Raw genomic sequence first — 13,069 nt, forward strand, 5'->3', positions numbered from 1 at the left:
CAGGTCCGGGCTCACCGTACGGTCCGCGATTCGTCCGCAAAAGTAGGTGTTTAGCCATTTGACGAATGGCCTCCGACTGTTCACCGGCAGGACGATGGCGGGCGATGTGGTGTCCCTAGCTTGTTTGAACAAGTTCTGGGCACTTCGCTCCATTGGGAGTTCACCGTGGTCTCTTCCCGAGTCCGTCTCACCGGCCTGACCGCCGGTCTGCTGATCGCCGTCGCGGCCTGTGGGTCCGCGCCCGGCACCGAGGCAACCTCCACGTCCTCCGCCGCCGCCTCCGGTGGCGCCGCCGCGGTCGACGCCCGCACCGCCACCTCGGCCGCCGACTTCGGCGGCGTCGACAAGCTGTACGAGGCCGCCAAGGCCGAGGGCAAGCTGCACGTCATCGCCCTGCCGCCCGACTGGGCCAACTACGGCGCGATCCTGGCCGCGTTCAAGGCCAAGTACCCCGGCATCGAGATCGAGGAGGAGACCCCCGACGCCTCCTCCGCCGACGAGATCAACGCCGTGAAGACCCGCAAGGGCCAGGACCGCGCCCCCGACGTCCTGGACATCGGCCAGTCGTTCGCCTACTCGGGCGCCGCCGAGGGCCTGTTCGCGCCGTACAAGGTCGAGACCTGGGACAAGATCCCCGCCGCGCAGAAGGAGGCGAACGGCCTCTGGGTGAACGACTACGGCGGCTACGTCTCCATCGCCTGTGACGCCAAGAAGATCGCCACCTGCCCGCAGACCTTCGCCGACCTGCTCAAGCCCGAGTACAAGGGCAAGGTCGCGATGAACGGCAACCCGACCAAGTCGGGCTCGGCCTTCGCCGGCGTGTACGCCGCCGCCCTCGCCAACGGCGGTTCGTTCGACGACATCCAGCCCGGCATCGACTTCTTCAAGAAGCTCAAGGACGCCGGCAACTTCAACCCGGTCGAGACGACCCCGGCGACGATCGAGAAGGGCGAGACCCAGATCTCGATCGACTGGGACTACAACAACGCCGCCTACGCGCCGATCATGGCGCCGAAGGGCCTCGACTGGAAGACCGTCATCCCCACCGACGGCAAGTACATCTCGCTGTACGCCCAGGCCATCAACAAGGACGCCCCTCACCCGGCCGCCGCGCGGTTGTGGCAGGAGTTCCTCTACAGCGCCGAGGGCCAGAACCTGTACCTGAAGGGCTTCGCCCGTCCGGTCCTGCTCCCCGCGATGATCGCCGACGGCTCGGTCGACCAGACCGCCTCCGCCGCCCTGCCGCCGGTCGACGGTGAGCCGACGTTCCCGACCGCCGACCAGGTCACGAAGGCGAACGAAGTCATCGCCTCCGGCTGGGGCGCCGCGGTCGCCGGCTGATGTCCGGCCTGACGAAAGCCCGGCGCCGCGGTGGCGGCGCCGGGTGGCTGGCCGCGGCGCCCCTGCTGCTGGTCACCTTGATCGCGTTCGGCGTCCCCGTGGTGGTGCTGGTCTTCGGCGCCTTCTCGGTCAAGGGCGGCGGGCTGGGGTTCGACAACCTGTCGGCGACCATGAAGCAGCCGTACATCGGAGCGTTGTGGTCCAGCCTCAAGCTGTCCGCGGTCGTCGCGCTCGGCGGCACGGTCCTCGGCGCGTTCCTCGCCCAGGCGGTGCTGACCTCGCGGTCCGGCCTGCTGCGTGAGGCGGTGCTGACCGCCTCCGGGGTGCTGGCCAACTTCGGCGGCGTGCCGCTGGCCTTCATCTGGATCGCCACGCTGGGCAACTCCGGCGTGGTCACCGCCGCCCTCGGCCTCGGCTCGGGCGCGCTCTACAACTTCTGGGGCCTGGCCCTGGTCTACATGTACTTCTCCGTACCGCTGATGGTGCTGGTCATCGCCCCCGCGCTCGACGGCCTCAAGCCGCAGTGGCGGGAGGCCGCGCAGAACAACGGCGCCTCCACCTGGCAGTTCTGGCGCATGGTCGGCATCCCGGTGCTCGGCCCGTCGCTGCTCGGCGGGGCGGTGCTGCTGTTCGGCGGCGCGTTCGCCGCCTACGCGACCGCCGCCGCGATGGTCGGCGCGTCGGTGCCGCTGGTCACGCTGCAGATCGCCGACGCCCTCACGGGCAACGTCCTCATCGGGTACGAGAACATCGCCCTCGCGCTGTCCCTCGACATGATCGTGGTCGCGCTGCTGGTGATGGCCGTCTACCTCCCGATGCAGAAGAGGAGCTCCCGATGGCTGGCGTGACGTGGCGTCGGGTGACGCTCGGCGTCGCGGGAGTCTACTTCCTGGTGCCGCTGGCGATCTCGGTCTGGTTCACCGTCTACAACGAGACGCAGGGCTTCTCCCTCGGCGCCTACGGCCGCATCGTCTCGGCCCCCGGCTTCACCGAGAGCCTGGTGAAGTCGCTGCTGCTCGGGGCCGCGGTCATCGTGCTGGTCCTGCTCCTGGCGCTGCCGGCCCTCCTCGCGGTACGTCTCGGGGCACCCGGCCTGCGTCCGGTGCTGGAGACCATCACGACGCTGCCGCTCATCGTGCCCCCGATCACCTACGTCGTCGGCATCGCCAACGCGCTGCGCGGCGGCACCGACGCCCTGGCTGCCACGCCGTTCTGGCAGACCCTCATCTCCATCCAGGACGAGAACTTCCCCGTCGTCCTCGTGCTGGCGTACGTCATGCTCGCGCTGCCGTTCGCCTACCGTTCGCTGGACACCGGCCTGCGGGCCGTCGACGTGCGCACCCTCGTGGAGGCGGCCCGGAACCTGGGCGCCTCGTGGCCGTACGTGCTGTTCCGGGTGATCCTGCCGAACCTGCGCTCGGCCGTGGCCAGCGCCTCGTTCCTCAGCCTGGCGCTCGTCATGGGCGAGTACACGATCGCGGCCCTGATGGGCTACCGCACCTTCCCGGTGTGGATCGTCACCATCTCCGGCAACGACGGCCAGCTCTCGGTCGCGCTGTCGGTGCTCAGCCTCGGCCTGATCTGGCTGCTGTTGCTCACCCTCTCGGGGGCGGGAAGGAAGTCGAAATGACCGTTGAACTCCGTGAGCTGCGCCGCTCGTTCGGCGGCACGGTCGCCCTCGACGGCCTCAGCCTCACCATCGAGCAGGGCGAGCTGATCGCCTTCCTGGGCCCGTCGGGCTGCGGGAAGACGACCGCGCTGCGCTGCGTCGCGGGCTTCGAACGCCCCGACACCGGCGCCGTGTTCATCGACGGCGCCGACGTCACCCGCGTGCCCGCCAACCGGCGCGACGCCGGGATGGTGTTCCAGAGCTACTCGTTGTTCCCGAACCTGAACGTGCGCGACAACGTCGCGTTCGGCCTGCGGGTGCGGCGGCGGCCCACTGACGAACGCCACAGCCGAGCCGCCGAGCTGCTGGAACTCGTCGGCCTCGGCGGCTTCGGCGAGCGCTACCCGCACCAGCTGTCGGGCGGCCAGCAGCAGCGGGTGGCCCTGGCCCGCGCTCTGGCCCTCCAGCCGAAGGTGCTGCTGCTCGACGAACCGCTGTCGGCGCTCGACGCCAAGGTGCGGGTGAACCTCCGCGAGGAGATCCGCCGGCTCCAGCTCGAACTCGGCATCACCACCATCTTCGTCACCCACGACCAGGAGGAGGCCCTCTCGGTCGCCGACCGGGTCGCGGTGCTGAAGTCGGGCCGCCTGGAGCAGGTGGCGCCGCCGGCGGAGGTGTACGACCGCCCGGCGACCCCGTTCGTGGCGGAGTTCGTCGGCACGATGAACCACCTGCCGGGCCGCGTGTCGGGGGAGACGGTCGAGGTCTTCGGCCAGTTCCTCCCGCTCGACGGCGCCGCCCCCGGCGAGGAGGTCGACGTGCTGGTCCGGCCGGAGGCCGTGCGGGTCACCCCCGCCGGCGACGGGCGCGCGTTCATCCTGGCGTCGTCGTTCCGGGGCTCCATCGCCCGGCTGCGCATCCAGCTCGACGGCGGCGGCGAGGTCCTGGCCGACGTCCCGGGCCACGAGGCGGTCCGGCTCGCGCCGGGCCTGAAGGTCGACGTCACGCTGGTCGAACGCCCGGTCCTGACGGCTCCCCGAACCGCGGTGGCCGCTCCGGTCGAACCGGTCGCCTGACCCCAAGAGGCCGATCGCCGCTCTGGCGATCGGCCTCCCGGGCGGTCCGCGCCGCCCAGAGCGACGAGACGATCCCGAGGGCCGGGAACAGGCTCATCCCCACCATGGGGACCACCCAGCTCGCCGATCCCAGCACGAGCGAGCACCAGCCGAGCCCGACGGTCAGCGCGCTCCAGCGTCCGTCGCGCCGCTGCGCGAGAAGCACCATGACCCACCACGCCGGCGACGACACCACGGGGACCAGCATCACCACCACCGGCGAGAAGGCCAGGCCCCACGGCACCGCCATGAGCACGGCCAGCACCAGCAGGGTCACCCGGTAGGCCCGGGACACCTTCGGGAAGGCCAGGGACACCGCCACGCCGACGCACAACCCCAGGACCAGCGGGCCGAGCCCGGCCACGGCGTCCGCGAGCTCCCCGAGTTCCCCGAGCAGGGCCCAGCCGGCCAGGTCCATGACCACCTCGGCGTAGAGCAGCCGCCGCAACCACCTGACCGTGCGGTCGCGCGTGCGGCGTGTCGCCAGCAGCTCCCACAACAACCAGGCGTTGAGCGCGCCGACCACGAGCAGCAGCGGCACGGTGAAGTCACCGGCGAAGTTCCGCGCCCACCACGGTCCCAGGCCGGTGACCACCGACAGGGGCGCCAGGTCGCCGCCGACCATCGAGACGACGGCCGCGACGACCACTGCCAGGCCGTAGAGGGCGACGATCACGGTTCGGATCACTTGTGCACGACCATTTTCGCGGAGCGGCCGGGGAAGGCGACGATCAGGTGCTGTTCGGCCCGCAGGCCCTCGACGGTCAGGTCGCGGGTGTAGACGCGCATGCGCTGGCGGCCCTCGCCCATGTCGTCCAGGAAGTTCCCGTCGAGCCCGCGCAGCGCCACGGAGCCGTGGGAGAACAGCGGGACCTCGACGACGCTGCGCCACCCGTCCGCCCGCAGGGGCGGCGCCTGCTTCAGCGTCTTGTACGTCAGGCACACCCCCTGCACCCCCGCTCCGACGGTGACCGGCACCTCGTCGAGCCAGCCGGGCGGGTCGTCGCGGAGGCGGTGGGTGGCGACCCGGTAGCCCTCGCCGGGCTTCTCCAGCAGGTAGGGCATGGTGGGGAAGTCCCCGCCTGACCGGACGCGCGGCCAGGGGTCGGCGCAGGCCGCGTGCATCGCGTCCACCACGGCCCGGCCGAGCAGCAGGCCCGGGGCGACCTCCGCCACTCTCTCGGGGCAGAGGTAGACCAGCCTCTCCATGGTGCCGGAGTAGAGCGTTTCGGCGGCGCAGAGGTTCCGCCCGTCCGCCAGCAGTTCGGCGTCGGGGCGCTGGTCGTACTGGCCGGCCAGGCACAGGAACGCCTTCTCCCGCTCGTGCGGCGCGGTGGTGACGTACTCCTCCCCGAGCACCGTCCAGCGCTCGCAGCCGATCGTCCATTCGTCGGCCTCGTCACCCTGCACTATCTCGTTGACGACCGTCACCGGGGGGCGCAGCACCACCCAGGCCGCCGCCCCGGCCGCCAGCGACGCCAGCACGACCGCCGCCACCCGGAACACGAGCGGCGCGGGCGGCCCGGCCGCGTGGTCGCGGCCCAGGTCGGCGGCGGTGCGGGCCAGCCACAACGCCTGGGTCACCGCGAAGGCGCCGGTCAGCACCCAGACCGCGCTCCAGTCGGAATACGTGGTGAACTGGGCCGGCAGCAGGGTCATCGCGCCGACGTACCCGAGCGCGAGCAGGCCGAGCCACCGGGTGACCGGGCTCCACCGGCAGAACACCTGGAGCAGCACCACCGCGACCGGCCAGAAGACCGTCACCCCCTGCGGCAGCGGCACGACGAACGGCAGGAGGCACGCGGAGAACCCGACCACCGCCACGATCACCCGGAGGACCAGTGGCGCCTGCCGGAACACCAGGGGCAGCAGCGCGAACACCGGCAGGGTCACCAGATAGCCGACGTACACGGCCGCGTCCGACGCCGCCGACAGCACCGGCCCCAGCAGGAAGAACACGGCGCTCAGATAGAGCAGGAACCGCAGCAGCCGGATCCACGCCGGCCCCCGGTAGGGAGGCCGGACCAGGATCATCCAGACCAGCCAGCCGCGTAACCCGGCCGCGACCAACGCCAGGAGCACCGGCGCCAGATCGGTGGAGTCGTAGTGGTCCGAGACGGTCGCGAGGAAGAAGACGTGCCATTCTCCGGTGAGTATCGCCCATGCGAGAGCGCCGGCCATGGCGACGGAATAAATGCCGACAATAACCGTCGCAATACGAGTCGACACGTCATTCCCCATTTGTCGGCAGCAGAGCGACGATCGTAGCGCGGATATATCTTGACGAATGCCGCGAATGCGGACGCGGAGAAAGGCGCGATCCGCCCTGCTCATTTCGCAGGGTCGGCAACCAGAAGTGGCCGGCCGGTCAGCGGCCGGGCAGGCGGGTGGTGATCTCCTGGAGGTACCAGCCGTTTCCGTCGGGGTCGTCGAAGGACAGGAACGAGCCGTAGGTCGCGCGGTCGGGGGCCGGGCCGGACACCCGGGCCTGGCCGCCGCCGTGGTGGAAGACGCCGCCCTCGTCGTGGAAGACTTCGCTCGGGTCGGCTCCCCGGTCGGCCAGTTCGGCCCGGGCGGCCTCGATGTCGTCGACGATCAGGTGCAGGCCGCGTGCCGAGCCGGGCGGCGCCGAGGTGACGCCGGTGCCGAAGATGATCGAGCAGGGCGAGCCCGGCGGGGTGAACTGGACGACGCGGAAGTCGTCTCCCGTGGCGAGGTCGGCGTCTTCGCGCCAGCCCAGCGAGCTGTAGAACTTCTTGGCCCGGTCGACGTCGGCGACGGGCAGGACGACGACTTCGAGTCTCATGTCCATGTCAGCGGACTCCTCTCACCCGGAACTGGATGCTGATGCGCGGGCCCAGCGCCTTCGCCGACTTCGGGATGGCGTGTTCCCACGTGCGCTGGCAGCTGCCGCCCATCACGATCAGGTCGCCGTGGCCCAGGTCGTGGCGGATGGTCGGGCCGCCGCCCATCGGGCGCAGCAGCAGCGCCCTCGGGGTGCCGACCGAGACGATCGCGACCATCGTGTCCTCGGTCGAGCTCCTGCCGATGCGGTCGCCGTGCCAGGCGACGCTGTCGCGGCCGTCGCGGTAGAGGCACAGGCCGGCCGTGCGGAACGGCTCGCCGAGCTCCTCGCGATAGTGGTCGTCGAGCATCGCCTTGGCCTGGTCGAGCAGCGGGTCGGGCAGGGGCTCGCCCTCCTCGTAGAAGGCGAGCAACCGGGGGACGTCGACGACGTTGTCGTACATGCGGCGGCGCTCCGCGCGCCAGGGGACGGTGTCGGCGAGGCGGGTGAAGAGGGCGTCGGCCCCGGAGATCCAGCCGGGGCGGACGTCGATCCAGGCGCCGTCAGACAGAAGGGTGCGGTGGACGTGGCCGCCGAGCGGCCCCGGCCCTTCGTGGTCGGCCGTCGCGTCGAGCAGCGACGGCTGGAACACAACGCTCATAACTCATCAGGCTATCAAACACCTGTTCGATCATGAGGAAAGCCCGCAGGTGGCGGCCAGGTCGGCCGGAAGCGGGTAGGGGCGCTCCGCCGGGAGCTCGGCCGCGCGGGCGCCGGGGTCGAGCGTCCGGAGCCGGTGGGCGAGGGCGGTCACGTCGTCGATGCCGACGATCCACTCGTCCACGTAGCGGTCGACCGCCTCGCGCGACAGGCCCATCTGGAGCGAGCGGTGCGGCAGCGCGTGCAGGGCGGGCGAGCGCTCCGGGTCCCACTGGATCCTGACCGGCCGGTGCCGGGTCGCCGTCCAGGCCGCCCGGTCGGGGTGCACGGCCGAATCGAAGTGGCTGAGCCCCGAATGGGCCAGCGCCCACTCGAAGCCCTCCCGGGTGATCCGGATGGCGAGCACCCGCTCCTGACCGGGCTTGGTCGCCCAGCCGGAGCGGTACATCATCCACAGGAACGACGGCTTCACCCAGGTCATCCGGTTCCGGTGGTAGGTGGGCGCGAACCGGCCGTGGGCGGCGGCGTACTCGCCGATCTCCGGGTTGTACGCCTGGTAGACGGTGATCGTGTGCTCGTCGTGGCGGGCCCGGATCTGGCGCAGGGGGATCATGCGGCCGAGTCTTCAGATCGGATCTCCGGCCCGCAATCGGAAATCGCGCAGCAGGCCGGCGTAGGGCTTGGGCGGGGGAGCGGCGTACTCGCCCCTTCTGCTGGTGGTGAGGCCGAGCCGGACGAGCGACTCGGCCAGCGTCACCGCCGCCCGGACCCCGTCGATGACCGGGGCGTCGATCCGGCGCGCGATCTTCTCCGTGTACGCCCCCATCCCCGCGCACCCGAGCACGATCGCCTCCGAGCGGTCGTGCCGGAGAGCGGCCCCGGCGACCTCGGCGACCAGGTCGCACGCCGTGTCGTCGAGGTCGAGGACCGGGATCTCGCAGGCGTGCACGCCCCGGCACGCCGCCGCGCAGCCGTAGCGGCCGGCCAGGTCCACGGCCCGCTGTACGGTCCGGCCCAGGGTCGTGACCACGCTGAAGCTGCGGCTGACCAGGGTGGCGACGTGCATGGCGGCCTCGGCCACGCCGACCACCGGGCCGTCGGCGACCTCGCGGGCGGCGTCCAGGCCGGGATCGCCGAAGCAGGCGATCACGTAGGCGTCGGCGCCGTGCAGTTCGGTCAGGATGCCGGGCACGGCCAGCGCCTCGTCGTAGTGGCTCTCGATCGAGGCCGGGCCCATGGCGGGGCTGACCGCGGTGACGTGGTCCGCCACCTCCCGGGCGCACGCGCCGATGACCTCGGTCATGTCCCGGGAGGTGTTGGGGTTGATCACCTTGACGTGGATCACACGTGGATCCGGGGGTTGCGCCGCTCGAACACGATGAAGGCCACGAAGCCGAGCCCGCATCCGATGAACCACGAGTAGTCGGCGATCCACAGGCCCGACCCGATCAGCTTCGGCACGATCACCGACGCGATGGCCGGGAGCCCGCTCGCCAGCATCGCGTAGATCGCGTTCGGGTTGTAGCCGCCGCTGAAGAAGTAGCGGCCGGTCGGCGACATGGTGAACATCGCGTCGACGTCCACGAACTGCTTGCTGATCACGTAGTAGCCGGCGATCAGGATGCCGAACAGCGGCCCGATCAGCGCGCCCAGCACGCCGAGCGTGTAGTGGATGGCGTCGGGGTTGCTGTACCAGTTCCAGGGGGTGAGCAGCACCGACCCGACCGCGGCGATCATGCCGCCCATCCGCCAGGAGATCTTCTGCGGCGACACGTTGGAGAAGTCGAACGCCGGTGAGATGAAGTTGGCCACGATGTTGATGCCGATCGTGGCGATGACGAAGGTCAGCCCGCCGAGCAGGATCGCGAACGGCGTGTCGATGCGCTCGACCGTGTGGATCGGGTCGGTGATTAGCTCGCCGAACACCGGCACGGTCGCCGAGGCGGTGATGACGGTCAGGATCGAGAAGAACAGGAAGTTCACCGGGAGCCCGAGCAGGTTGCCCCGCTTGACGGCGTCGAACGAGCGGCCGTACCGGGAGAAGTCGCCGAAGTTCAGCATCGGCCCCGAGAAGTACGACACCACCAGCGCGATCGCGCCCAGCATGACCGGGATCGACTCGGCGAACCCGAGGCTCTCGCCCGCGCTCAGGTCGAGCGAGATGTTCTCCCACCCGGCCTCGCTGACCAGGTAGACGGCCAGGACGACCATGACGACGTACACGGCGGGACCGGCCCAGTCGATGAACCGGCGGATCGCCTCCATGCCCTTCCAGAACACGGCGGCCTGGGCGACCCAGAGGATGGCGTAGCAGATGTACCCGAGCGGCGACAGGCCCAGGAAGGTCGTCTCGTTGAGGGAGGCCGTCGACGGCCAGAACTTGAGGAAGATGATCAGGAGCGACTGGGAGGCGAGGTAGGTCTGCACTCCGTACCAGGCGATGGCGATGGCGCCGCGCACGATCGCGGGGATGTTCGCGCCGAGCACCCCGAAGATCGCCCGGTTGATGACCGGATAGGGCACGCCCGTGACCTGGCTGGGCTTGGCGACCAGGTTGCAGAACACCTGGACGATCACGATGCCGACGAGCAGGGCGAGCAGCACCTGCCACGACGCGAGGCCGAGCGCGAACAGCGAGCCGGCGGTGACGTAACCGCCGACGCTGTGCACGTCGGACATCCAGAAGGCGAAGATGTTGTAGGACGACCAGGTCTGCTGCTTCAGCGGAGCGAGGTCCTCGTTGGCGAGGCGCGGATCGTAGCCGGGTTTGATGAGGCCTGTTTGCACGTCGGTCATCGCGGCTTCCTCGGGGGGTATCCTGATGTTAAGTAATCACTTAACGCTCGACCCGTTTCGCCGCTGTTAACCCGACGTGACATTCGGTAAGGAGCCATGGACGCCGAGGCCCTCGGAACCGAACAGCTCGGGGCCCGGCTGCGTGAGCTGCGCGAGCGGTCCGGGTTGTCGCTGCGCGCCGTCGCCAGGGAGCTCGGCATCTCGCCGTCGGCCGTCTCGCAGCTCGAACGCGGCCTCATGCGCCCGTCGGTGTCCCGCCTGATCGCCTACGTGACCGCGATCGGCGTCCCGCTCGCGGAGGTGTTCGACCCCGCCGACGTCGAACCGGTGGCCTTCGCCGTACGGCGGGCCGGGGAGGTCGCGCCCCTCCTGCTCGACGGCGGCATCACGTTCCGGCGGTTGTCGCCCTCGCCCACCCCCGACGTCGAGTTCTTCGAGTCGACCTATCCGCCGCTGTCGGTCTCCAACGCCCACGGGCAGTTCCTCAAGCACGACGGCTACGAGGTCGGCACCGTCACCGCCGGGGAGCTCACCGTCGAGTTCGAGTCGGAGACCGTGACCCTCGGCCCCGGCGACTCGGTCACCTTCCCGTGCGACCGCCCCCACCTGATCGGCAACCGCTCGGCCGAGGTCACCGCCGTGGCGACGTGGCTGATCGTGCACCGCTGAGAACCTTTTCCCGCGCGGGCCGGTAGCAGGGGTATGACACGACGAATTCTGGCCGCCCTGGCGGTCGTCGCCGCGGTGTTCCTCCCGGCCGTTCCCGCGAACGCCGGGGCGTGGGCGGTGACGGAACTCGACACGTTCCCCCAGACGATCGAGCCGGGGGCGACGTACACGATCGGCTACTGGGTGCTCCAGCACGGGACGCACCCCTTCGAGGGGCCCGCGTCCGAGATGGAGACGGGGCTGCGCCTCACCGACGGGCCGAAGGTGCTCGACTTCCCCGGGACGCGGCTGGCCGAGCCCGCCCACTACGCCGCCACCATCCAGGTGCCCGAGGGCACGTGGAAGCTCGAAGGCGTGCAGGGCATCTTCGAGCCGTACAACCTCGGCCTGCTCACCGTGCCGGGCGGCCTGAAGGTCGCGCCCCCGCCGTTCCCGACCAACACCGGCGGCACGGCCACCGACTACTGGGGGCCGGTGAAACCGCCGGGCTTCCCGTGGGACGCCGAGCACGTCGTGAAGGCGGGCTCCACCGCGATCGCGCCGGCTCCCTCACGCTCGGCCGCCCCCGCCCCCACCCCGGCCCCGGCCGCCGCGGCGGCTCCCGCACCGGCGGAGCGCGCCGACGAGGGCCTGCCGTGGGGCTGGGCGGTCGGCGGCGTGGCCGTGGGCGCGGTGGCGGCCTTCCTGGCCGGGCGGTTCCGGCGGCGGGGACCGGTGCCGACGCCGGCCGGCGACCAGGAGGACACGTTCGTCGTCTCCCGGAACTGACCGGCGCCGGCACCTCAGGTCACGGCTTCACGGGCGACGCGGTGTCGACGGGCTTGGACACCTCGCGGGCCTGCTTGTCCCTGGGCTCCGCCGAGATCTGGTCCTGGGGCGGGGCCTCGACCGTCACGGTCGTGCCGAAGTCGCTGAACTCCAGCACGTTCGTGTGGCCCTCGCTCAGGAAGGTCACCTCCAGGCGCCTGATCCGGTCCTGGTCGTCGACGTCGACCAGGCCGGAGATCTTGTCGGGCAGGGTGAAGGCGAACCGGGTGCCGGTCCACCCGTCCCCGGTCGCCGGGCCCTGCTCGGTCACCTCGGTCGCCGCGCGCAGTTTGCGCAGCGCCGCGGGCGGGTCGAGCGGCATCAGCTTCACCAGCCCGACGTCGGCCGGCGCGTTCGCCAGCTCCTCGTCGGGGCGCGGCCCGGCGAACCACGTCGTCTCGCCGGGGTCCTTCCCGTACACCGTGTCGCCGACGAAGCGGGTCTCGGCGCCGTCGTTCCTGACGATGACCCCCACCCGCCGCTCGGGGTCGAAGGCCCCGGTGAAGGTCTTCTCCCCGGACACGGTGTCGATCCGGTAGCTCTCGGCCGACGTCGTGTCGACCGCCGCCGCCACCTGGGCCTCGGCCGACGGCGTCGTCCCCGGCAGCACCAGGACCACCGCGGTCGCGGCGGCCGCCGCCGCGGCGAGCGGCAACCACATCCGGCGCGGACGGGGGGCGACCGGCGTGAGCCGGATCCCCGGCGGCCGGTCGGCGCTGGCCTCGGCCAGCAGGGTGCGCAGTTCGTTCTCCGGCATCGGAGCCTCCTCGTGTCGATCGTTCACCGGAGCACACTCCCTTCGTCCTCGGTCCGGTTGACCAGCCGCCGCATCGCCTTCAGCCCTCTGTGCACGTGCGCCTTGACGCTGCCGACCGAGCACCCCATGAGCCCGGCCACCTCCGCCTCGGGGAGGTCGGCGAAGAACCGCAGCACCAGCGCGGTCCGCTGCCGCGCCGGTAACCGCCGCAACGCCGCCCGCACCTCCTCGGCCACCGCCCGCCCCTCCGACAGGTCGTCGGCCCCGGCCGTGTCGGGCAACTCGGCCCGGGGGATCTCCCGCCGCCACCGGGCCCGCCACCACGACCGATGCGTGTTGACCATGATCTTGCGCAGGTACGCGTCGGGCCCGGCCGTGGTGTCGAGCCGGTCCCACACCGCCAGGAGCTTCCCGAGCGAGGTCTGCACGAGATCCTCGGCGGCGTGCCAGTCGCCGGTGAGCAGCACGGCGGTCCTCAGGTGGTGGTCGCCCCGACGGCGGACGAAGTCCGCGAAATCCGCATCCACCCG

At 71.1% G+C, this 13,069-nt stretch carries 15 protein-coding genes; 6 read left to right on the forward strand and 9 right to left on the reverse strand.

Features of this window, described 5'->3' with window-relative positions; genetic code table 11:
* The first annotated feature begins 165 nt into the window (after positions 1–165).
* Genes AW271_RS31810 through AW271_RS31825 form a run of 4 tightly spaced genes read left to right on the forward strand, consistent with a single transcriptional unit; the run spans position 166 to position 4,026 of the window.
* Positions 166–1,341, forward strand: a complete 1,176-nt coding sequence (locus AW271_RS31810) for an ABC transporter substrate-binding protein (protein ID WP_062341309.1) — start codon at positions 166–168, stop codon at positions 1,339–1,341.
* On the forward strand, positions 1,341–2,189 hold the full coding sequence (locus tag AW271_RS31815; protein ID WP_062341310.1) for an ABC transporter permease: 849 nt from the start codon (positions 1,341–1,343) through the stop codon (positions 2,187–2,189). The genes AW271_RS31810 and AW271_RS31815 overlap by 1 nt, the downstream gene beginning before the upstream one ends.
* Positions 2,177–2,971: an ABC transporter permease gene (locus tag AW271_RS31820; protein WP_062341311.1), complete on the forward strand. Its 795-nt coding sequence runs from the start codon at positions 2,177–2,179 to the stop codon at positions 2,969–2,971. The genes AW271_RS31815 and AW271_RS31820 overlap by 13 nt, the downstream gene beginning before the upstream one ends.
* Positions 2,968–4,026: an ABC transporter ATP-binding protein gene (locus AW271_RS31825; protein ID WP_062341312.1), complete on the forward strand. Its 1,059-nt coding sequence runs from the start codon at positions 2,968–2,970 to the stop codon at positions 4,024–4,026. The genes AW271_RS31820 and AW271_RS31825 overlap by 4 nt, the downstream gene beginning before the upstream one ends.
* Here the strand turns inward: AW271_RS31825 and AW271_RS31830 are convergent.
* The 7 genes from AW271_RS31830 to AW271_RS31860 form a co-directional block, all read right to left on the reverse strand.
* Entirely contained in the window at positions 3,953–4,753 is an 801-nt protein-coding gene (locus tag AW271_RS31830; protein WP_062341313.1) for a hypothetical protein, read from the reverse strand. The two genes, AW271_RS31825 and AW271_RS31830, sit on opposite strands and share 74 nt — an antisense overlap.
* On the reverse strand, positions 4,750–6,246 hold the full coding sequence (locus tag AW271_RS31835; RefSeq protein ID WP_062341314.1) for a hypothetical protein: 1,497 nt from the start codon (positions 6,244–6,246) through the stop codon (positions 4,750–4,752). The genes AW271_RS31830 and AW271_RS31835 overlap by 4 nt, the downstream gene beginning before the upstream one ends.
* Positions 6,247–6,433: 187 nt before the next feature.
* The gene (locus AW271_RS31840; protein WP_062341315.1) at positions 6,434–6,877 is read right to left on the reverse strand and encodes a VOC family protein; all 444 of its coding nucleotides are present in this window, start codon (positions 6,875–6,877) and stop codon (positions 6,434–6,436) included.
* 1 nt (position 6,878) lies between these two features.
* Positions 6,879–7,511, reverse strand: a complete 633-nt coding sequence (locus AW271_RS31845) for an alpha-ketoglutarate-dependent dioxygenase AlkB (RefSeq protein ID WP_083977537.1) — start codon at positions 7,509–7,511, stop codon at positions 6,879–6,881.
* A 30-nt stretch (positions 7,512–7,541) separates the two neighbouring features.
* Positions 7,542–8,123 (reverse strand): DUF4291 domain-containing protein, encoded by a 582-nt coding sequence (locus AW271_RS31850; protein ID WP_062341316.1) that lies wholly within the window; start codon positions 8,121–8,123, stop codon positions 7,542–7,544.
* Positions 8,124–8,135: 12 nt separating this feature from the next.
* Entirely contained in the window at positions 8,136–8,855 is a 720-nt protein-coding gene (locus AW271_RS31855; RefSeq protein WP_245653305.1) for an aspartate/glutamate racemase family protein, read from the reverse strand.
* Positions 8,852–10,306 (reverse strand): NCS1 family nucleobase:cation symporter-1, encoded by a 1,455-nt coding sequence (locus tag AW271_RS31860; RefSeq protein ID WP_083977539.1) that lies wholly within the window; start codon positions 10,304–10,306, stop codon positions 8,852–8,854. The genes AW271_RS31855 and AW271_RS31860 overlap by 4 nt, the downstream gene beginning before the upstream one ends.
* A 96-nt stretch (positions 10,307–10,402) precedes the next feature.
* On the opposite strand from AW271_RS31860, the gene AW271_RS31865 reads away from it, so the two are divergent.
* Both AW271_RS31865 and AW271_RS41275 read left to right on the forward strand, forming a co-directional pair.
* A complete protein-coding gene (locus tag AW271_RS31865; protein WP_062341318.1) occupies positions 10,403–10,975 on the forward strand; it encodes a helix-turn-helix domain-containing protein in 573 nt (190 codons plus the stop codon).
* 33 nt (positions 10,976–11,008) lie between these two features.
* The gene (locus AW271_RS41275) at positions 11,009–11,743 is read left to right on the forward strand and encodes a hypothetical protein (RefSeq protein ID WP_062341319.1); all 735 of its coding nucleotides are present in this window, start codon (positions 11,009–11,011) and stop codon (positions 11,741–11,743) included.
* A gap of 19 nt (positions 11,744–11,762) precedes the next feature.
* Here the strand turns inward: AW271_RS41275 and AW271_RS31875 are convergent, their stop codons facing one another.
* Both AW271_RS31875 and AW271_RS31880 read right to left on the reverse strand, forming a co-directional pair.
* Positions 11,763–12,539, reverse strand: coding sequence for a LolA-like protein (locus AW271_RS31875; protein ID WP_062341320.1), 777 nt, complete (start codon positions 12,537–12,539; stop codon positions 11,763–11,765).
* Between the two features lie 23 nt (positions 12,540–12,562).
* Positions 12,563–13,066, reverse strand: coding sequence for a SigE family RNA polymerase sigma factor (locus AW271_RS31880; RefSeq protein WP_062341321.1), 504 nt, complete (start codon positions 13,064–13,066; stop codon positions 12,563–12,565).
* Between the last annotated feature and the right edge of the window lie 3 nt (positions 13,067–13,069).

Source organism: Herbidospora sakaeratensis, from assembly GCF_001570525.1.
Lineage (GTDB): Bacteria > Actinomycetota > Actinomycetes > Streptosporangiales > Streptosporangiaceae > Herbidospora > Herbidospora sakaeratensis.